This window comes from Shewanella kaireitica (assembly GCF_023284045.1).
Lineage (GTDB): Bacteria > Pseudomonadota > Gammaproteobacteria > Enterobacterales > Shewanellaceae > Shewanella > Shewanella kaireitica.
The window spans coordinates 418,697-441,468 of sequence record NZ_JAKIKQ010000003.1 but is presented as its reverse complement, the minus strand read 5'-3'; the positions used below and the strand labels follow the sequence as shown (position 1 = coordinate 441,468).

General features: G+C 46.8%; 7 protein-coding genes. 2 read left to right on the top strand and 5 right to left on the bottom strand.

Annotation, left to right across the window (positions count from 1 at the left end; all coding sequences use genetic code 11):
* Window positions 1–104 precede the first annotated feature (104 nt).
* From pfaC to L2730_RS06765, 4 genes are read right to left on the bottom strand one after another with little or no spacing between them, the layout of a single operon-like run.
* On the bottom strand, window positions 105–5,960 hold the full coding sequence (gene pfaC, locus L2730_RS06780; protein ID WP_248973892.1) for an eicosapentaenoate synthase subunit PfaC: 5,856 nt from the start codon (window positions 5,958–5,960) through the stop codon (window positions 105–107).
* Window positions 5,960–8,200: a PfaB family protein gene (locus L2730_RS06775; RefSeq protein WP_248973891.1), complete on the bottom strand. Its 2,241-nt coding sequence runs from the start codon at window positions 8,198–8,200 to the stop codon at window positions 5,960–5,962. Before L2730_RS06775 ends, pfaC begins: the two co-directional genes overlap by 1 nt.
* Window positions 8,200–16,356 carry a type I polyketide synthase gene (locus L2730_RS06770; protein ID WP_248973890.1) on the bottom strand — a complete coding sequence of 2,719 codons (8,157 nt, stop codon included), beginning with the start codon at window positions 16,354–16,356 and terminating at the stop codon, window positions 8,200–8,202. Before L2730_RS06770 ends, L2730_RS06775 begins: the two co-directional genes overlap by 1 nt.
* A complete protein-coding gene (locus tag L2730_RS06765; protein WP_248973889.1) occupies window positions 16,356–17,222 on the bottom strand; it encodes a transcriptional regulator in 867 nt (288 codons plus the stop codon). The genes L2730_RS06770 and L2730_RS06765 overlap by 1 nt, the downstream gene beginning before the upstream one ends.
* Before the next feature lie 364 nt (window positions 17,223–17,586).
* Here L2730_RS06765 and fusA point away from each other — a divergent pair, with 364 nt between their 5' ends.
* Window positions 17,587–19,620, top strand: coding sequence for an elongation factor G (fusA, locus tag L2730_RS06760; RefSeq protein ID WP_248973888.1), 2,034 nt, complete (start codon window positions 17,587–17,589; stop codon window positions 19,618–19,620).
* 128 nt (window positions 19,621–19,748) lie between these two features.
* The gene (locus L2730_RS06755) at window positions 19,749–20,687 is read left to right on the top strand and encodes a 4'-phosphopantetheinyl transferase family protein (protein ID WP_428848437.1); all 939 of its coding nucleotides are present in this window, start codon (window positions 19,749–19,751) and stop codon (window positions 20,685–20,687) included.
* A gap of 68 nt (window positions 20,688–20,755) precedes the next feature.
* Here the strand turns inward: L2730_RS06755 and L2730_RS06750 are convergent, their stop codons facing one another.
* Window positions 20,756–22,753 (bottom strand): alkyl/aryl-sulfatase, encoded by a 1,998-nt coding sequence (locus tag L2730_RS06750; protein ID WP_248973887.1) that lies wholly within the window; start codon window positions 22,751–22,753, stop codon window positions 20,756–20,758.
* Window positions 22,754–22,772: the final 19 nt, after the last annotated feature.

The following is a 22,772-nucleotide window of genomic DNA, read 5'->3' as shown; positions in this document are numbered from 1 at the left end:
CAGATACTTTTGCTCAATTTCTAGGAAAAAGCGCGCAGCCTATGCTAATAGGTGAGCACTTTTGACACAGAAATTGAGTAAAATAGCCAGTCACTCACTCAGATTTAAACAGATTCTTCGATAGAAATGGCAATATCAAACACTTCGTATATGCGCAGCCCATCTTTACTTAGGCTTGCATTACCAGAGATCACTTTTTTGCCATTTTCATCTTTAACTGAGGTGATACTGACATCCATAGACATCTGCTTGTTCAATGGATTGATCTGGCCACGATACTTCCACTTTATGTTCGAGAGTATTTGACCAAACTTAGGATTTTTAAATCCTGCGCCTAAATCCTTGCTAATCGCATAAGCTTGCATGGTTTCAATAATGGCTTCAACACCTAATGAACCCGGCATTACTGGATCTTGATGGAAATGGAACTGGAAGAACCAATCACTAGGGTCAATAGTTCGCTCAGCGTAAAGGTAACCCAAGCCTTCGGTGCCACCATTATCAACAATTTCAACGTTGTCGATAAAGTTAAGCTGACCACCCGCTAGGCGGTAATGTGGTTTACTCGCTGGGGCATTGAAATGACGGCCGTTCTTGTCGAGCAAGTTGACTTTAGTGTCGGCGGCAATCCCCTTGGCGACGTGCCAAGGCTGAGTCACTTTACCGTTATCAAGTCCTAGCTGGTCTTTAAGCGCGTCACCTTTAAAGTAACCAAACACTGCGCTGCCGCGGTAGAAAGGTTCACCATCGGTGCTGAGCTCGAAGCTAAAGCTCTGAATGATGTTGGTGCCTGCCATCACTGTTGATAGCAAACGTGAATCATTGCGAATTGTCTTACCGCGCAAATCGACTTCACGTAGTAGCTCACCGCTTCCATCTAAATTACGGAAAAACAGCTCAAGACCTGGGAAGCCAAGGGTCGTGCCCATATAGCCCGAGATAAAGCCATTTGGCTGCAGTGAAATTTCCATCAATATTGAGTAGGGCATTACCGCTTGATGGCTGTTCTTATCAAAATACCAAGCATCTGTTGGCACTTCATATTCAGCGATACATGACGATGGCTTTTTAAAGTCGCCACGCTTACCGTTCACTTCGATAACACGGGTGGTCACTTGCAGATCGCCACACGGAGTACGTGGTGGGATCATGCCGCGATAGATAGAGAACTCAGGGCCGAAGCAGTTTTCAATGTTACCGGTAGCGAATTCAAACATATGATACGGCGTAAATGGCACTGTATCGGGTACACGGTTTGGATAGTCCGGTGTAACTGGCGCTTCAACGTGTGAAATTGGGATCACACCTTTATTAGGCGCTTTAGTCAGGTCGGGAATTTGCGCCATCAATGGAGCGTTAACCGATGCGGCTTGGTATTCCTTATGCGCTTCGCGAGTAGCTGTTGACTTTGCGTTAGCAGTGCTTGAGGTCAGAAGAGGGTAGCGAGTACACTCATCTTCCTCTTTGATCATCACGCCTAAGTTTTGGAAATCCACCACGGCTTTGCCGTTAAGTAAGATATCAATATTCGCTTTGGCATAAGGCTGTGGATTAAAGCCAATTTCGGTCACTTCCATGCGGTAAGTCAATACACCAGATTGTGGCAATACTTGACCACGACAACGAACTTGCTGTGAGGCATTTTCTAGTGGCTGGAAACGACCATTTTTAGTTTGGGTGTGCATACCAAGGTGCAACATATAGAATTGCAGTAACTGACCACAACCTTCGGCCATTAATGAGCCAGCCATCACCTGATCACCTTGGAAGTGACAAGGGAAATACCAATGGTTAGCCTCAAGTTGCTTATGACCTTCAATTAAACCTAAGCCCCATGTACCGCCACTGCGCTCAACTTTACTCACCTGCTCAATCATCAAGAACTTCTCTGATGCGAAGCAAAGTGATGGTTGAGCATTGCCTTTATGGCTCACGCCAAAGCAACCTTCGATATCAGCAGTTAGCAGCTTGTGGATTTCTGGGTAGCTAAAGCTGGTTTTAGGGCAATCAAGTAGCGGATTAAAGGTTTTCTTCACTGCTAAGCTGCGGGCTTTAATTTCGTCTTCGGTGCGAATAACCCCTTTACCGTCGGCCAGTTCTTCATCAGTGAAGAAGCCTGCACAACCACCGTCCATTTTAAGGATCATGGTGTCGCCAACAAAACACTCGTAAGAGAAGAAGAACAACAAAGTTTCTCCGTTACGGGCATAGTTGTTGATCTTAATATCGTAACGCAGGGTGTCACCACCGCGAGGCAGATCGCCCAAGAAGGTGAGGGTACAATCTAGTAGACGATAAACTCGTTCACCTTTGTTTTCAAAGTCGATACCTAAGTAGCTGATCAACATCAAGTCACATTGGCCTGATTCTACAGCAACTGCCCACGGGATCTGACCATCAACCAAATATGGCGCATCAACTGGGATGTCGTATTCTGTGGTCATTGAACAAGGCTTAAACTCGTTCATAGTCGCATCAAGTTTCGTAACGCGAGATACCAACAGGTAGTCAGTGGTTGGTAGGCGAACGCGGCGTGAGTAGCTATCGATTATTGCGTAATCGCTGCCAAATACATTAGCAATGTCGCCCTCAGCGTATTCGACTAAATCAGCATAGTTCCAGATGCAAGGCTTCAGTGCTGGCGTTGGCGCGATATAAGGTGGCACGTTGGCGTGATCGGGAGCGATAACATTAACTGGCGCTGCAATAGGTGCGACTTGAGCAACGGCTACTGGAGCAGCTGTAGTGACAGTTTGTGGTGCTACAGTTTGGCCTGTTGCTTGAGCAAGTTGTTGTTTTAGCAGTGCATCGGCAACTTGCATACCTGCAGAGCGGCTCTTAAGAAATGCATGATGTGCTTGCTGGGCGAGCTGCTGATTTTGTTGGAATGCAGCTAAGTCACCTGTAGATACATCAATTGCAGTGCTTACAACTGGGTTTGCTTGTGTCGGTTTAACTTGAGTCGTCATAGATGAAGTGCCTAATGTTTGAGTCGCAACTGCTGCCGTGTCTATTTCGGTAGCATTTACAGCACTCATAGGTAAGGTTGAAAGCTGAGCTGTCTGTTGCGCTCTAACTACCATAGGTTTGTTTGGTTGCTGGGGCAGAGTGGATACTGCACCATTAGCGAGTTTGTGCTTAATTGCAGCCAAGCTCGCTAGCGGAGTGTCGTTGATATGTTGATAGATATCGCGACCGCCTAAAGTAACTTGCTTTACTAGCTGATGTTTTGCGTCAGATTTAAGCCCATTGGCTAGGCGCACAGCTAATGCTTGCTGCTCGCCTTGGCTTTGACTAATCAATAATTGAGAAGCTTGGTTTTCACTTATATTGGTGATCAGCGCATTGTTACTTGCTGCCGAGTTGCGAGATGCACTCAATAATCCATGAAGTAAACTTGCCATTCCTGCAGCGGCAAAACAGTGGCCGATACGATCATCGGCGCTAGTCGCGACCGCATTTACAAAACGACTACTCAGTGAATCGTCCGTGGTTACGCTGCCTGGTGCGATATTGGTTTCAACAACATTGATGCTGCTACTGTTAGTTGCGGTTTGTGTCAGTAGTTTATCGGTCACGTGCGCCAATTGCTGCGCATGGCCAAATGCCAATGCATCAATTTGCCCATATGCTCGACCTGATGTGCTTTCATCTTTGACTAACACGACAGCACCAGCGCCTTCACCAACGTTCCAGTTAGCTTGCGCAGTAGCATTACCCGTTGGGGTCATGGCGACTGGGGCGATGTTGTTCTTTAAGATAACTTGTTCAAAGCTGCCTGATAAATCGACTGCTGCAATCACGACTGCATCAAGGTTGTCTTCGGCAATAAGGTTTTGGGCGACATCAATACAACGACTTACCGATTGCTCTGCCGCTGAAATGGTAAAGGCTGGGCCATTAAAATCCCACAGAGATGACACGCGAGATGCCATAATGTTGCCAATAAAGCTGGTGTATTGATTGAGCTTGGCAGCGTCTAGTACGCTGTCCATGGCGATAGCTTCAAGTGCTTGGTATTCATCATCACTTAGGTTAACGCCTAATGCGGCTAAGCTTTGTTGCAGCTGAGTATGCAAGTTTACTCGGCCGCGGAACTGATGCAGCTCAAGCTCTGTTTCCATCGCCACTAACACAGCCACCTTTTGGCCCGCTTGCAGCTTAGCATCACGAATCGCTTCATCGGTGACACGCATCAACATTAGCTGCTGTGAAATCAAGCGATCGTCTTCGTTTGGTGGCAGTTTAAAGCGTAAGAAATCTAGCTCAAAGTTATCAACGTAAGCCCCTTTCGGCGCAGCGTTAAGACCAAACTGTGCCAGTAACTCAGGGTGTTTCTCTAAACCTTTCCAGCGCTTTTCTGGTAGCTCAATAAATGCATCACTGTTATTAGCAATAGCACTGTCGAGCTGGTTAATGGTGCTCAAAGGTCCAAAATGCGAACTGAGGCCTACTATTTTCAATGGTGCAGGTGTTGCTGCCGTGACCACTGAACTTTGGGCTTGGCTCGGTGCCGATTTTTGCGAATAAGACTCAAGTAGTAGGTGAGCGTTACAGCCACCAAAGCCAAATACAGAAACGCCAGCGTGACGAGTTTTTACACCAAAATGATTATTAGAGGGTTTATCAGGCCAACCTTGCACTAAGTTTGGCATGGTCGCTTGACCAAATAACTGATTTGGTGACGAAATTGCATCGCTGATATTAATACTTGGCGGCAGTAATCCCTCTTTCATGGCAAAGATCATCTTCATGATCCCTGGCATGCCAGCGGCGGTGAGCAGGTGGCCTAAGTTTGATTTGGCTGAGCCGATAAGTGGGGCAGTGCTACCAGCTAACTTATCCTCAAAAAAGGTTTCCATTGAGGTGAGTTCAATTTTGTCACCCAGTGGCGTGCCAGTTGCGTGACACTCAATCACTTCAATATCTTTAGGCTCGATATCACTAGCGGCATAAGCACGCTCAAAAGCTTTGACCTGACCTTTAGGGTTTGGACTTAATACAAATTGGCCTTTGCCATCATTGGATAACCCTACTCCGCTGACAACTGCGTAGATTCTGTCGTTATCGCGCTCAGCATCTTCAAGGCGCTTAAGTACTAATACTCCCGCTCCTTCACCAGCAAATAAGCCTTTACTGTCACCATCAAAAGGAACTGATACACCATGATCTGGGTAAGCATGGAAGATAGAGAATCCCATATTGATAAAAAATGGATCTGCGCCAGACACGGCGCCTGCAAGCATCACATCGGCTTTGCCTGTGCTTAAGTAATCGCAGGCAAGTTTGAGTGAGTAAACTGAGCTTGCACAAGCTGCATCGAGACTTAACTGAGCACTGCCAAGTCCGAGCGCATCGGCAACCACTTTAGAGGTGTTGTGGGCTATGGCGCCATTAGCCGTATCTAGGCTGGACTCGTTAGTCGCCCGCGGGCTCGCTGCATTAGTGGCGCTTAACTTGAAGTTTTGGCTGCCAAGCTTATCTTGCAATGCTTTTTCTACTGCACTGTGATAAATAGGCAAGAACAGGTCGTTGGAGCGCTCAGTGGGAAAAGATAGCGCGCCCATAATAACGCCAGTACGACTAAGCAACTCATCATTATCGAGGGCTATGCCCGCATCAGCTAAGGCTTTACGACTGGTATCGAGCGCCCATAGAAAGCTGTTGTCTAAACTCTCAAGACTATTTGCTGCCAGCTTATAGCCTGATGGATCAAAGCTGAAGTTTTCAATGTAACCGCCTTTATCGCAATAAAAACGGTCAGACTCACCCTGTATCCCCTGATAATCGGCGCTATTGGCTCCGAGTTTTTTATCGGTCAAGGTGCTACGAGAATCTCGTTTATCGAGTAAGTTTTGCCAAAATTGCTGTGGGCTTTTAGCATCTGGGTACAACGTAGCTAAACCGACAATGGCAATCTTGCTCTGTTTAGAGCTAGTATTTCTGTCTGAAGAAGACATTAGACTTCCCCTTGTAATGTTAGGTTTGACTGTTGTTCACTCTCAACCTTTTTCGCGCTAGTGGCTAAATGAGCCAGTGCTATTTCACGATGTAATCCATCGATAAGTGGAGTGACTGACAGTGGAACTCGATGACTAATGAGCTGGCCTAATGCCTTGAGCAGAGTGGTGATATCGTCACCGCCTTTGGCATTTGTTGGCACAGTACAACATGGAAAGTCTGAAGACTTACTGCCACATTGACGGTCTTGCTTGGCAATTTTGTCGATAAGGGTGCAGTTTTGCCTATCTGCACCTAGCTCGACAAATAATGTCGCGCCTTGCTTTTGAGCGTTATGGATAAGCGCAGTAAAGTCTAAGGTGTTGCAGAAGGTGTCGGCAATGGAACGCGCAATAACTTGACTGTCTAGGCCTGCGGTTGCGCTTGATACCGTGCTGTCACCAGAGGCGGCACTGATAAACTTGATATCAGTAGGCAGTGATTCGAGTAGCGGCTGTATGTAAAACTGCTCTACATTGCTATGTTCTTCCATTGCGGGAGCTGTGTGCATTGCAGTGACTCTATTGGCAGCAATGCCGCGTTTCTTCATTCGTGCTAGTAATTCGCGGCACTGGATTTCACAACCTGCAATCACACAGGTATCGCCTTGAACTATGGCAAGGTAAGCGCGTGGAAACTCAGGCAGGAGTGCTTCAATGGTTTTTGCATCTGTGCGGACCACAAAGCTGTTCCAGACGATATCAGGGCTGGTGTTATCAAGCTGCCAAGCTTGACGAACCGCCGTTAGCTTGCCCGAAATCGCACTGGTAAACAGTGGGTCCGTCTTAGTCTTTTCAATTAAGGCGTGTGGATCGCTCCATACACCAAGACTGGCCCACATTGATGCTTCGCCCATGGAGTACCCGAGCGCGAAACGTGGGGTGACATTAAATGCTTTAACCAGCAACTGAGTCAGCAAGTAGCTGCTACCCACACCTGCAATAGCTAGATCGCCAAGGGGCATAGCTGGCGCAACTTTTGAGTCTAAATGGTAGATACTGTCTGCTTGAAACATCGACTTTAAATCACCTTCTCGCTCAAGCTTGGCATAGAGAGAAGGAAAGTACTGGTACAACTGGCTGAACATATCGCTATAGACTGTGCCCACTCCAGGGTAGACAAACGCTAAACCATTTTTCTCGACGCTGCCTAGAGCGTTAGCGGTAAAGTAGCTCCCTGCTGGGGTACGGTACTGACCTTGTTCACTGATTATCTTAGGCAGAGCGTCGACCATGGCTTTAAGCTCTTGTAACATGGCTTCAACTGAGCTTGCCTGCAGGGTAATAGCGTATTTATTGATTACTGCTTTATCACTATGCTGCTTTTCATAAGCGATAAGGTTGTCGCGCATCAGCGTCAGTATTGAGCTAGGTGCCGCAGCCTGCTTACTCTCGAGTTTAGAGCTGAGTCTCGCAAGTTCATTAAGCAATCCTGCTTCACTATTAGCACTGACAATAAACTGCAATCGCTTGTTACCGATAATCGACTTTGCTGCGATAAAGCCTGTACCTTGAGAAACGATGAAGCTGATACAGCTTGCAGTACTTTCTACTGTATTAGTTAGATTTATAGCCATCACTCGTGCTTGATGGTGCTCGGTAAACCAGTAGTGACTCGCAGCTTGTTTAGCGCTAATTGAGCTCGCGTCTCTATGATGTGTCCGAGAGGCGAGATCTTTGATTAGCTCACAGACGGCATCAAACTGTTGCGTGCTATTAAGCTGTGGCAAATCAAAACGTTTACTGACACTGTCAGGCTGACGCTTGGCTTGGAACAATGCATTTTTCATGCATGAGTCTGCAAGCACTGTTGACGCCGACTGAGTGATTGAACTTATCTGCATCGCCGCAAGCTGCGCATGAGGGTGAATTCTATTTTGCGCAGCTTTAAGTGCATGCATCATTAATAGCGAACTGGTCGCTGTGTGGATTTGCACTATTTTGCCATGCTCTATCGCATCGATAGTGGCGGTTAAATTTGCTTCAAAGTCGTCGACTTGAACAGAGACAAGCTCTGATGTTTGCAATAACTTTGAGCTATGTAACTCAGGGAGTAGCACAGAAATAAGCTCTGATGTTTGCTCAACATTTCCGCTTAAGTCTAGCGGTGCAGGCAGCACCAAGAGTGCGATGCGCAGTGGCATCTCACTCTTGATAACCTGATCGCTTGAGCTAGTAGCACTGGCAGTCAAATTGCCCATTATTGCTGCTCTCCAGTGCTCAAGGCTTTCTGTTTGTCACTCACGGCGGCTTCATTTAAGAAAGCACTATTGAGGTTCTTACTGATAGTGACTTTCGCCGCTTTCATCATTGCACTCAATTCACCATTTTCATGGTAAAGCGCAACGTTAGCCTCAAGTGAGCGAGCACTTGTCTTAACCACCTCTAGCGCGAGTACAGCCTTATCACCAAATGCTAGCGGCTTGTTCGAGATAAACTCACCGATAGTTGATGGCAAGCTCGCCGCGCCGTACTTAAGCCTTGCCCATACCAGCATCGCTTGCAGTAGCAAGTCTTCTGCAAATGGTTGACTACCACCAAGATGTTGGCTTGCAACAAATTGACCGCAGTCAGTATCACTTACCTGTGGTAATTGGCACTGAGCGATGAGACCCGCATCATCAAACTTGAACACCTGCTGTATGCCTTGCAAACGAGGCCCGTGGAACAGGGTACCGTCGCTATAGAGTTCTGCCGCTGTTGTCACCGCTTTACCAAGGCTGTTGAACTTCTTTGACGGTGCATTATCTGCATTGTCATTACGAGCTAAAGTCGCCTTGTACTGCGGACGGCCATGACTGCTGATTAATGCAGTCATTTGATCGTTGCCGCTCGGCGTTAATTCAAGCGTCATCTCCTGCGCATCACTGCTGTTAAATATGATCCCTTTGAGTAATTTATAGTCGATAACTTTAACTTGAGCGCCAAGCATTTCACTCGCCGCCTCACGCATCCACTGAATCGCACATACCGTCGGTAGCACTGGATTACCGCTAATACGGTGGTCTTGAATAAAGACCAGCGCATTAGGGTTTAACACTCTAGTTAGAGATGCTGGTGCTAGCGGGCGTGATGCGTTTTGCACCTCACCCGCATTAAGCTTTTTTACAGATGCTGCCTCTTGAGCGTCAGTTCCACCTTGCATTGATGTACCAATAAGCAGTTGTGCGCCCGTTTCGCTTAATAGCTGAGTGGCAAAAAGTTCTGCTCCTGCTTTAAGTGGAATAACGTAGACACCGCGCTCAGTAAACATCTTCTTCAGTGCATCGGTAACCATACCACCATCCCAAGGACCCCAGTTAAAGCTCATGACTTTAGCTTGTGGGTGACGGGCAGTGAACTGCAACGCCGCTTTGTTAAGGATGTCGTTAGACATGGCGTAATCGCTCTGCCCGGTATTACCGTAAAAACCTGCTGCCGAGGAGAACATTGCAAGTAGCTTAACTTTACTCGGCTCAAGTGCGGCAAGTAGCGCTTTCAGTCCATTGACTTTAGTGCCGTAAACCCGGGTAAGCTCTTCAAGTGTTTTGTCTTGAATATGCTTATCAGCCAGCACGCCTGCGCCGTGGATAAGACCGGTTATCTCATTTGAGCGGCCGTTTAACGCTGCTGTAATTGCAGCGGTATTGGTCACATCCATGCTGACATACTCGGCACTTGCGCCCACTTCGCTAAACGCTGCAAGAGCAGTGTTTATCTCGATAGAGCTTTTCACTGTCCAGACTAATGCTTCTATCTGCTTAGGTGTTGGCTTGCTGCCTGTAGAGACAATATGTGCAATAGCAGCGGGCTTAAGCTCGCTGATCTGTTTAGCTGCAGCCCAAGCAGGAATCGCTTGTAATTCACTACGTCCTGCAAGGATGAAATGCGATTGAGTGCGTTTAGCAAGTGCTAGGGCACATTCAAAGGTCACCCCTTTTGCACCGCCGGTCACCAGTATTTTATCTGCGCTATTTAACTGTGCTGTTGCATGCTTAGTACTAGCATTGCCCGCAACCAATGTTGAACGTTCAATGTTACCACTTGCGTCGATAGCAATACCGACCTCTGGCAAATTAGTCACGCTATCGAACAGCTCACCAGTAATGACGTCGGCTAAATGAGTTGCATCTAAACTCGGTGCAATATCTAACGCGCGGCAAAAAACCGTTGGCCATTCATGGCTCAGTGTTTTAGTTAATCCAGCTAGTGCAGCTTGGTTTAGCTCAGCATCTTGCAGCTGTTTAGTGTCTAAGTAACCAAAACCACCATCGATACGGCTGACAGAGATAAAGCTGCGACGCTTTTCATTGGTAACGTTAAGCTTTGGCTGTAACAGCTTAGCCCAAAGGAATGCTTGGCTAACGTGAGTGAAGCTTTCGCTGCTCAAGTTAATCGCATCATTAACGTTATTGCTGTCAGCTTCTGGTTGTAGGTGAATAAATCCACTAATCTCGCCTAGTTGCTGCTCAATTTGAGCGATAACAGCATTGATCCCTGCTTCATCAAGACTTTCTGCTTGGAAGCTGGCAACGTCACTGCTTAGTGGTGATTGCGCTGCACCTTTTGGCAGGCGAATAACCGCGACTTTAAGGGCTTGCTTAGACAGTTTCTCTGCTAATACGCCTGCGTTATGACCATCATCGGTAATGACAATAGCTGCGTCTGCGGCGAAGCAATCAACAATTTGATCCGCCGCATTAAGCTTTTTTAGCGCTACCTCGCTGTGAGGTGGAAGCTCAAGAGAAGATGTTACCGTCTCTGCGACTGATTTAACTGCATCTGCGATGACCGCCGTTGCTGCACTGCTAACATTAGTCAGCTTAGAGTTCATGTAGGCAACGATTTCGCCCAATGTACGACACTCGGCAAGATCTTCTGGATTTAGCTCAGGTAATCCCGGTAACTCATCTTGTACTGTTCCTAAAATTTCCACTCGTTTGATAGAGTCGATACCAAGATCGGCTTCCATGTCCATGCTCAGTTCAAGCATCTCTGTTGGGTAACCGGTCTTCTCAGCAACCACTGACATCATGGTGCCTTGTACTTGCTCCGCGCTAAGACCATTAGCCACTTGTGCTGCAGCTGGTTCGGCAGCTTCAATTGTCGCAAGCTTAGAGTTCATGTAGCTAACGATTTCACCCAAAGTGCGGCACTCTGCCAAATCTTCAGGGTTTAATTCCGGTAGGCCTGGAAGCTCATCTTGCACAGTACCCAAGATCTCAACACGCTTGATAGAGTCGATACCTAAATCAGCTTCCATGTCCATGCTTAGCTCAAGCATCTCTGTTGGGTAGCCAGTCTTTTCTGCGACCACTGACATCATGGTAGCTTGTACTTTTTGTGCGCTCAGGGCTGTCTTTGCCGTTGCAACTTGAGGAGCTGAGTCTGCAGATGAAGCGCCAGCGGCGTCATTTGTAGAGAGTTTAGAGCCATCAGCCAGTTTAGAGTTCATGTAGCTAACGATTTCGCCTAGTGTACGACACTCAGCTAAGTCTTCAGGATTAAGCTCAGGCAGCCCTGGAAGCTCATCTTGCACAGTACCAAGTATTTCGACACGCTTGATAGAATCGATACCTAAATCGGCTTCCATGTCCATGCTTAGTTCTAGCATTTCTGTTGGGTAACCGGTTTTGTCAGCGACTACTGACATCATAGTGGCTTGTACTTTTTGCGCGCTCAGGGCTGTCTCGGCAGTAGCAACTTGAGGCGCTGCACCTGCAGATGAAACGCCAGCAGCGCCTGCGGCGGCAGTTGTAGAGAGCTTGCTGTTCATGTAGCTAACGATCTCGCCCAATGTGCGACACTCAGCTAGATCTTCAGGATTAAGTTCAGGTAGACCTGGAAGCTCATCTTGAACAGTACCAAGTATTTCTACACGCTTGATAGAATCGATGCCTAAATCGGCTTCCATATCCATTTCAAGCTCTAACATCTCTGTTGGGTAGCCAGTCTTTTCTGCAACCACTGACATCATGGTTGCTTGGACTTTTTGCGCGCTCAGGGCTGTCTTTGCAGTTGCAACTTGAGGAGCTGGGCTTTCAGATGGAGCGCCTGCGGCGGCAGTTGTAGAGAGCTTGCTATTCATGTAGCTAACGATTTCACCCAGAGTACGACACTCAGCCAAATCTTCAGGGCTCAGCTCAGGTAGACCTGGAAGCTCATCTTGAACAGTACCAAGAATTTCTACACGCTTGATAGAATCGATGCCTAAATCGGCTTCCATGTCCATCTCAAGCTCTAGCATCTCTGTTGGGTAGCCGGTCTTTTCTGCGACCACTGACATCATGGTCGCTTGGACTTTTTGTGCAGAGAGTGAGCCTTCAGCGGTAACTGTATTTGCAGCGCCTGCGGCAGTATTTGTAGAGAGTTTAGAGCCCTCAGCGTCTTTCAAAGAGAGCTTAGAGTTCATGTAGCTAACGATTTCACCCAGTGTTCGACACTCGGCTAAATCTTCAGGACTGAGTTCTGGTAGAGTTGGAAGTTCGTCTTGAACTGTACCTAGAATTTCTACTCGTTTGATAGAGTCAATGCCTAAATCGGCTTCCATGTCCATTTCAAGTTCTAGCATCTCTGTAGGGTAGCCAGTTTTCTCAGCGACCACTTCAAGCATGGTTGCTTGAACCTTTTCGGCGCTAAGAACAGCTGCTGCGGCGCTATTACTCACGGGCACAACTGGTGCAGATGACGGCGCAGCGACTACTGGTGCAGCTTCAGCCGCTTTAGCAACGGCTTCAATGTGTGTTGCAGCGGCATGTTGAACTGGCGCCGGAGCACTGCTAACAACTGGAGCTGCAGCAGGAGTCGTTACTGCAGGCGCTGACACTGCTGGTGCAGAAACTGCGACCTGTTGAACGACTTGCTGAGGTCTCTGCACTGCTGCTGGCAATGGCTGTGCGGTGATCACTGTCGCAGTACCATTGAGCATGTTTAGCGCGGCATTGTTATTGCCAGCTTGCATCTCTAAAAACTGAGTATGGCTTTGAACAGTTTGCGCTTGAAGCTGGTGGAACTGCTCCATTGAGCGTTGCAGGCTTTCAGGCAATGCGACACCAGAACCCGCAAGTTTTGTCTGCTCTGCCATTAAGGTAGTGAAAGTTTCACCATATTGCTGTGGGATGCTGAGGAACTGCTGATGTAACTCCGCCGCTTGTTGTTGCGCAGCAAAGAACTGACTTAGGGCATCAGTGCTAACGCTTACACTTGGAGCGCTTGCATTTGAAGCAACGGTATTATTTTGAACTGGGGCAGTAGACACTACATGCTCATTAGACATTGGTACGGCAATCTCCACGATCTTTTCAACTTCTTTTTCAATGATGGTTGGCACTTCAACAATTTTTTCTACTTCAACCACTTTCTCAACAACCTTCTCAACGATTTTCTCTTCGATGATAGTCGCGCTCTTCACTGTGCCAGTTGCTAATGACTTAGCCATTTTAGCGCGGGTTGCAGGGCTAATATGGTTGGCAGCATTTAGCGTTAAGCTCATTGGTGAACGTTTTGCTGGCGCGGCAATATCGGCTTGGTATGGGTCGATATTATCAAGCTGCACACCGGCTACTGCTAGCTGCAGAGCCGCTTGCTTAAGTTGTAAGTCGCTGTCGCCTTTAGGGCTTGGGTTGATAGAGATAACGCTTAGCTCATTAAGTTTGCTTGCCAAGGTACCTTGCACTAGTTTTTGCAAAATATTTTTTGGACCAAATTCAACAAATACGCGAGCGCCAGCGTCAAACATCGCTTCTAGCTGAGCGGTGAAACGAACTGATTGAAGCATATGTTTCTTGAACGAGGCCTTAACCTTAGCGCCAGTGCTTTCATATAGCGCGCCGCTAGCGTTGGAATAGAGTGCACGGCTAGGTTTAGTAAACTTCGCACCGTCAATCGCTTTGGCGAATGGTGCTTGAGCGTGGCCAACTAGCTCAGTGTGGAATGCGCCAGACACTGGTAGATTGATCGCTTTATAACCTAGGTCGCTTAATGCTTTAGCTGCATCTGTGGTGCTAGCCGTTGGACCTGCAATGACCGACTGAGTCGGCGCGTTGTAGTTAGCCACTTTAACACCGTCAAATTTAGCGATAGTGCTTTCAAGTGTGCTCAAATCCTCTGCTTTATGGATAACGGCAAACATAGCGCCACAATCAGCATCTTGACCGTCTTTATTTTTCGCTTTGGTAGCCATGGCATCGCCACGAGCAAAGGCGAGTTTGTAGTAGTCATCTGTTGAAATAACATCTGCAGCGCATAACGCACTTAACTCACCAAAGCTGTGACCTGCAACCATATCGGCGTTAAAGCCAGCAGCTGTGAATAGCGCATATTGACCCATAGAGATGGCACCGATAGCACTCTGTGCATTAGCGGTGTTAGTCAGCACTGCTTCTTGTGCTTTGACATCATCTTTATTGAACACAGGTTTTGGATATAGCGTTTGCGATAAAGGTGTTTTGTCATTGGCGGCAAATACTTTATCTGCTGTGACTAGTTGCTGACGCATCTCTGGGTAGTAACAGGCAAGATCTCGTCCCATATTGAGATATTGCGAACCTTGGCCAGCGAATAATGCCGCCACTTTGCCTTCAATCGCTATAGCGCGGTAGCTAATGCCACCTGGCAGTTGCCATTGAGTGTCGTCGCTTGCGGTTAACTTCGATAGCGCTTGTTTGATAAAGCTTGCCAGTTCTGCTGCGCTATTGGCAACGAGACCAATACGCGGTGCATCAGTGGCTAATTCACGTACTGCGTAATTTGCAGCGGCATCTTTAAGGTTAAACTCAGCGGCAGAACTTGCCGTTGCTAAGGTATTTAATTCTTTAATAAGTGCATCTTTGTTTGCAGCGCTAACAAGGAAGCTTTGTGCAACTTGACGCTGACGATACTTAGCTTTCTCGCTATCTTCGCGGCTATGCTCTGCGTTGTACTCTTCCAGTACAAAGTGAAAGTTAGTGCCACCAAAACCAAATGAGCTGATACCGGCGCGGCGCGGTGTGCCGTCGACGCGAGGTAACCAAGGACGGGTTTCGGTATTGAGATAGAACGGTGAGTTCTCAATATCAAGCTTGGGACTCGGTTGGCTGACGTTAATCGTTGCTGGCAATACTTTATGGTGTAGCGCTAAAGCTGCTTTAATCAGTCCAGCAGTACCTGCGGTAGATTTAGTGTGGCCAATTTGTGATTTAACTGAACCTAGCGCAATGTGCTGTTTGGTGTCGTTACCATCGCTAAACACTGAGCAAAGACCGGCAAATTCTGCAGCGTCACCTGCGGCAGTACCGGTACCATGGGCTTCAATCAGACCTAGAGTGTGCGGCGCAAAACCTGCATCGTCATAGGCGCGATTTAGCGCTTTGGCTTGGCCTTCAGGGCGAGGCGCATAGATTGATTTAAACTTACCATCTGATGAAGAACCAATACCTTTAATGACCGAGTAAATTCTGTCGCCATCACGCTCGGCATCTTCAAGACGCTTCAATGCGATCATGCCGATACCTTCACCAATCATCATTCCCTTTGAGTCGATATCAAATGGCTGGATGGTTTCATTGGTGGTGAATGCGGGCGTCTTAGAGAAGCTCATGTACATAGATGGCGAGTTGTCAGTACAAACACCGCCAGTGATCATCATCTCTGAACGACCTTCAACCAGCTCACTGAGTGCCATGCGCATTGCAGCTAAAGAACCTGCACAAGCCGCATCAACCACACAGTTCATGCCGCCGAAATCAAAACGGTTGGCGATACGACCGGCAATAACGTTACCCAATGAACCAGGGAAAGAGTTCTCTTCCCAATGTACATATTGGTCTTGGAATTTTTTGATCAGCATTTCGCTGTCTTCGTCGCTAATACCGCTATTGGCAAAAACCTTCTTTAGCACAGGGTACTGTAGACGCGCGGTTAAGCTATGGCTGATCTTCTGGCCGCCGCCGACACCTAATGTAATACCAATTTTGTCGCGGTCATACCCTTCAGGTAGGTTAGCGTCAGCCAATACTTCTTTTGCAACGATCAAAGAGAGCAACTGCGATGAGTCAGTCAGCTCTAAGATATTTGGCGGCAGACCAAACTCCATTGGGTTGAAGTCAACATCTGGTAAAAAGCCGCCGCGCTTACAGTAACTTTTATCTGGCGTGCTCTTGTTGGCATCAAAGTAATCTTCTTTCTGCCAGTGAGTGGCTGGTAGTTCTGTGATGGCATCTATTTTTTCGCTAATAAGATCCCAAAACTTGTTGAGGTAACGCGAGTTGGCAAAGATGCTTGCCATGCCGACAATGGCAACAGGCATATCTTTTAAACGTTTATTTAAGCGAGTATCAGCTTGCGAGTCTTGTGCTTGCTCTGATGCTGATGATTGTTGAGGTTTAGAGGTCTGGCTCATTATGAGTCTCCAGTGGATGCCTGGCATTCAGGCGTCTTGTTGTTTGTTTTTGGCTTGTCTGTAGAGGTGCGGCGATTTTGCGTCGCACCAGGAAAGCGCTCTATAAAACTGTGATAGTTACTGACGAGTAACTTTCGTAAGTGAAACGGCCCATGTTTTAGTACATAGGCCATGTATCTGTTGGTTGCTTGGGTATTACCGTCTTGATAGATATCGAGATATATCCAGTCACTATGGGGGTCAATACCAAGCAAGATTGAACTGGGTTGCTCATCGGTCAACTGTGGTGGGATAGTCAATGAAACCACCTGAACTACATTTTCAGCATCCGTGCTTGGCAACGCTAAGGTTTGTGCCAGTGTTTCATAGTGCAAGGTATAGGTTTGTACATCACTACCTTGGGTTATCGGCAGTTGGTTAAAATAACGCATCGGTACATCAGGGCTTTCTATATCGCTAACTCGCGAAACACCATAACGTTTTAAACATCTTGCTAAGCCTGAACGTGACACATTGGGGTTAATAAATCTCTGCGTTGCCGTCAGTAATCTATCGAGTGGCATTTTCAGCTGGTACCTCAAACCGACGACGACATACTCTTGCAGTGGCGTTAGCGTGGTATTGAGGTGGTGCGGTGTATTTGGCGTGTTTTCAATCGAATCGCGCTTGCGCCATTTGCGTACAGTGGCTTCGCTGATGTTCAGCACTTTGGAAAGTTGACTCACACTGAGGTCTGATTCTTGAATGAATCGACGCATCTCGGGAGTCGTAGTGGCATTGCTGTGCCGAGCTTCTGTAGCGCTTTGCGTACACTTATTCGGCTTACTCGCTGCCGAATTTAAGCTTGTGTTAACTTGCTCTGCCATCTATTTAGCGGGTTTCCGTTAATAATCTACTGGGACTTAATTACGTTTTTATGACTAATGAACTGCACGGGAGTTCAATGTTTCTGGTAATTAACCTAGTATATTTTGACCAATGGATGTGCAGACTACATGAGGTTTTAGGGCAATACAATCACCTGGGACTTATTAATCGCTGATATGACCAGATTGAGTGAACAGGTGTAAGCTAAAGTGTTATTTTGTGTGGTAACTAACGTTGGCAAAGTAAAGCGTGATCTAGGTCAAATATTGCGCTTTATCACAAGTCTATACTCGTTGTTAACAGCTCCATAAAAATTGTCTTATTGATATACGTAAGTTTAATAATGTGACAAAGGAGGCCGTTATGGCTGAGTTCAATACTGAGCAGATCCGCAATTTGGCTGTGCTCGGGCATACAGGATCAGGAAAATCCTCTTTATTAGAGGCGCTATTGTTTCGCGCAAAAGCAATCAATTTAAAAGGCAGGGTGGACAAGGGCACAAATCATGCTGATTTCACTGCCCAAGAAAAATCTCACCGACACAGCTTAGAACCCTCGTTTTTAAATCTAGATTTTGCAAATCACCATATCAATCTAATCGACACTCCAGGTCTACCTGACTTTTTTGGACGTGCATTGCTGCCATTGCCTGGCGTAGAGTCAGTGCTACTGGTTATTCATGCCGGAGTGGGTATTGAATCCGTTACTAAACGAGCGTTTGCTGCAGCGCGCAGCCAAGGTAAGGCGGTACTGATAGCGATAAACCATATTGATGGCAACGAAGCTGGACTTGCGCAGCTACTGGAAAACATACAGCAACAGTTTGGTCATCGTTGTTTACCGGTTAATTTACCAAACAGCGCGGTGGATGATGTGGTTGACTGTTATCTTCACTGCGATGAGCAAACTGGCACAGCCTTTATTGGCGTTGCACAGGCGCGTGACGAGTTAGTTGATACGGTGTTGGAAGAAGACGAACAACTGATGGAGCTGTATTTAGAGCAGGGTGAGTCCCTAAGCTCTGAACAATTACATGCACCGCTGGAAGCTGCGCTACGAATGGGGCATCTAGTACCAGTTTGTTTTACTAGTGCAGAGAATGATATTGGTATTGCTGCTTTATTAGAGTTATTAGTGAAGTTGATGCCGAGTCCACTGGAAGCCAATCCACCACAATTCATCAAAGGTTTTGCTCAGAATGCGTTGCCAATAGATGTTAGTCAAAGTCCAACTGACCACGTACTCGCTCATGTATTTAGAGTCTCAATCGACCCATTTTTTGGGCGAATGGGCGTATTTAGACTGTATCAAGGCACCCTTAATATTGGCATGAAGCTATTCATTGGCCGTGAGCGTAAGGCGTTTAAAGTGGCTCATTTGGCTAAATTGCAAGGGGATAAACTCATTGATGTTAGCCAGGCTATTCCTGGCGACATCTGCGTTATTGCCAAGATTGATGAACTTGAAGTGGGCGCTGTACTGCACGATAGCCATGATGAAGATGAGTTTCATCTGCCAGAAATTAACTTGCCACAACCTATTTTTGGACTTGCTGTATCACCAAAACGCCGCGGAGATGAGCAGAAAATTTCTGAAGTGTTACATAAGCTCGTTGCCGAAGATCCGAGTTTGCAGATCAACCGCAGTGAGGCGAAAGGGCAAACTATTTTAAAGGGGCTGGGGGATCTACACCTGCAGATAGCACTGGAGAAAGCACAAACTTTATTTAATGTTGATATGGATACAGAGACGCCAGCAGTGGCTTATCGAGAGACCATACAAGCAGAGGCAAGTGCACGTTTTCGCCATAAAAAGCAATCCGGTGGTTCGGGGCAGTTTGGTGAAGTTGAGCTTAAAGTCGAACCACTACCGCGAGGTCAAGGGTTTGAGTTTGTCAGTAAGGTTGTTGGCGGTGCAGTACCGAGCCAGTATATTCCGGCGGTTGAGAAAGGTGTACGTGACGCAATGTTAGCTGGCGCATTGGGTGGTTTCCCAATGCAGGATATCAAAGTCACTGTGCTTGATGGAAAGCATCATAGCGTGGATTCAAAAGAGATCGCATTTGTTATGGCAGGTAAAAAAGCGTTTCAGGACGCAGTAGCATTGGCTGAGCCTGTGGTGTTAGAGCCTATTGTTGATATGCAGATCTCGGTTGAACAAAGCCAAGTGGGAGAGATTACTGGAGACATTAGTGCGTCGCGTGGGATCATCTGTGGTACTCAGGCAAAAGCGACAGGTAGAGTTGAAGTTAACGTGGAAGCACCATTGGCCAATGTAGGCGATTACTCAACTCGGCTTAAATCCATGACAGGTGGAGATGGAGTTTTTTCAATGAGCCTCAGTCGTTATGATGTCATTCCAGACAAAGCGTTTAAGGAGTTACAGCTAACTGACTAACAGAGGGAAAATGAATCGGTATATATTGGCGTTAGCGGGGCGAGCTTAGATTATTTGAGCTTGCCCCTCTGTTGTTTTGGGGGAAAAGAGGCCACAATAAGTGAATAAGCCACTGTTTCGAGTTCGCCTTGTCATCGCCAACCCCTTCATCATCGAGTATCAAACTTTATTTCTGCCCGCTATTGCCATCGTTTCTCGACGATAACGCTGCGATAATTATTCGTTCGTGGTTACCACAAGATGAGATTGATAAAGTGGATCGTTATATTCAACAATCGGCTCAAGTGCAAGGTTTAATGGTGCGCGGCTATCTGCGGGCTATATTATCGCAGCATGGCAAACTTAAACCTAATGAGTGGCAGTTTGAATATGGTGAAAAAGGCAAACCGCGTTTAACTGCTGCTCAGTTTGCACACAGTGGCATCACTTTTAATTTAAGCCATAGTGGCGATTGGTTATTGCTGGCTATTGTTCAGCAGCCGCGGGAAATGCTGCCGTTGGAGTTGGGTGTTGATATTGAGCGTTGCCGCAGTGGTACCAATATTCATTCCATACTAAATCATTACTTTTCTGAGCCAGAAACGGCGGCTCTGCTTGCGCTGCCCTGCGAGCAACAGCGTGACCGATTTTTTGATCTGTGGGCGCTGAAAGAGTCTTATATTAAAGCTAAGGGCTTGGGTTTAGCTTTGTCGTTAAAATCATTTGGGTTTGATCTCTCGTCGATAAAGCAAAGCACTTTAGTATTGCAGTCGAGCGAAAATATGCCGCCAGAGCTACACCGAGCTGGCTTTACTGAGCAGATGCTGTTTAAACAACAAGTTGGTTTGCAGCTTTTTGCAGAGCAAGGTTTAGAGACTGATAATAAGGCGCTTACAGATAAACCAACGGGAGTCAAACATTCTAACCTTATGTCAGTGAGTGCAGCTGATAATTGGCACTGCGCTTTAGGTCATTTGAATCGCGAGTACCGTTTTGCGGTGAGCATGGATGGACAGGCTATGGCCGCAGCTTCTATTGATTATCAAGCGCAAGTCGTCAGTATTAACACATTGGTTTTAGCATATTAGTAATAAAAGACAATAGAAAAGGGACGCATAGAGCGTCCCTTTATTCGTGCTAGCTTATGGCTAAGCGTTTATGATTTTGGTGTTGGCACGATTTCAAATGCCGGGTCAAACTCCACCATACTGCCTGCTATTTTGCTAAAGGCTGTTTTGTCGCCAGTGATTTTAGCCTTACCTGATGCGAGCAAAGCTTTTAGCGTGGTCTTACCCAGTAAAATTTGAGTAACGTCAGCCTTGTTAATAATAAGGTTAGCGTCTGCAGTTTGCTCACTGTCAACCAGATTGTTGCTCAGGTTGCCGTTACTGAGCTCAATGTAGAGCACTTGTTTGGTATCTGGCGTGATGATGTTCATTTTAACTAAGCCGTGCTTAGCGGCTTGCTGACTATCGATTTTGACGGCCAAGAAGTCGAACAAGGTTGGCATATCCATTTCACTAATCACATCCGCCGAAGCGGTTTTAGGCGCGCCTTTTTGAATACCAACGCGTAATTCTTGTGCGCCAGTTAGGTAGATATTTCTCCAGCCTGCACCTTCTGATTGATAGCCTAATTGCTCATAGGTATCCGCCAATAGTTGCCGCGCGGTATCGTTACTCGGATCTGCCATTACGACTTTGTTTAGCGCTGTAGCGACAAAGCGATATTCACCTTGAGCAAAGTCATCCATTGCGCGTTTTACGGCTGCATCGGCACCACCCATGTACTCGACAAATTTAGCTGATTCTAGCTTTGTCGGTAGTGGATTTAAGTTAGCTGGGTTCATGTCGAAATAGCCCAAGTATTTGTTATAAACTGCCTTGGCATTATGACTATAAGTGCCGTGATAGCCATTGGTATGCCAAGCCTTGTACACCGTCTCTGGAATGGTGTCTTGAATTGCATCACCAATGTCTTGGATCCCGACGCCACTATTAGCCAACCTTAGGGTTTGGTTGTGAACCAAACCATAGTTGTCACGTTGCAGACGCAAAAACTGGTTAATATCTTTATTACCCCAAACTGGCGCCGAATGAGAGGCAAACAGTACTTCGGCATCGCCGCCAAAAGCACTGATCATCTCGTTGATATCCTTTGACCACTTTAACGCGTCACGTACTTTTGCGCCACGTAGGGTGTAGATATTGTGCATCCCTTGATAAGTCAGCTCACCCGTCCAAAGCGCCTTTTTAGACGGAATATAGGTGATCATTTCGGACTCTGCTTCAGTCCCAGAGGCATCCATAAACACCATCTCTAGACCATCTATTTCAATGGTTTCCCATTTTCCTTTACCGTTTAAGGTGTAATCTGGAGCCACATAAGTGATCTCACCTTTTGATAAACCTTTACCGAGCGCGGCATCAACAATTCCGTGGTCGTGTTTACCTAAAGTTGCACCATATTGATACGCTGCACGGCGGCTCATTGCATTACCTGCAAGTACGTTTTCATCAACGATCTCTTTAGTGATGTTGTGTGAACCGTAAACTTCGACATTGGGGAACATCTCCTGAATACCACGGGCACCACCAAAATGATCGGCGTGGCTATGAGAGTAGATCATCGCCACAACAGGGAGATCGCTGCCTTCAGGGAGGTTTTTAAGTGCAAAGCTAAGTGATGCTTTAGAGGCTTCCTTTGTGAGCAATACATCGTAGGCGATCCAACCCGTTTTACCTTTTATTAAGGTTAAATTAGATAAGTCTGTGCCACGTACTTGATAGATCCCGTCAGACACCTTGTATAAGCCATTTGGTACCATATTGAGCTGCGCTTGGCGATAAAGTGATGGGTTAACAGAGTCAGGTGTTTGCTCACTAATAAAAGCAAATTCAGCTCTCAGTATATCGGCAGTTGCTTTATCAAACTTTGCAATAAGGTTCTTTGATGACTGTTCAAAAGCCTTGGTGTCAGTAAAGTTGAGAGTTTCAGCAATAGCTTGGTTATGCTGCGCAGTATGCTGGGTCGCAGCCTTGCCTTCATAATGAACGGTAATGTGGTCGTGTTCATGCTGGGCTGCGATAGTCGTTGATGAAAAACCGAGTGTGACAGTGCTTATTATGGCAAGAGTAAGGGCTGAGAGTTTCATGGTGTTTCCTCAAAAAGGG

Bases quoted from the DNA above. Each gene is read 5' to 3' on its own strand.
- pfaC (WP_248973892.1), bottom strand. From the start codon at position 5,960: ATGTCTTCTTCAGACAGAAATACTAGCTCTAAACAGAGCAAGATTGCC.
- L2730_RS06775 (WP_248973891.1), bottom strand. From the start codon at position 8,200: ATGGGCAATTTGACTGCCAGTGCTACTAGCTCAAGCGATCAGGTTATC.
- L2730_RS06770 (WP_248973890.1), bottom strand. From the start codon at position 16,356: ATGAGCCAGACCTCTAAACCTCAACAATCATCAGCATCAGAGCAAGCA.
- L2730_RS06765 (WP_248973889.1), bottom strand. From the start codon at position 17,222: ATGGCAGAGCAAGTTAACACAAGCTTAAATTCGGCAGCGAGTAAGCCG.
- fusA (WP_248973888.1), top strand. From the start codon at position 17,587: ATGGCTGAGTTCAATACTGAGCAGATCCGCAATTTGGCTGTGCTCGGG.
- L2730_RS06750 (WP_248973887.1), bottom strand. From the start codon at position 22,753: ATGAAACTCTCAGCCCTTACTCTTGCCATAATAAGCACTGTCACACTC.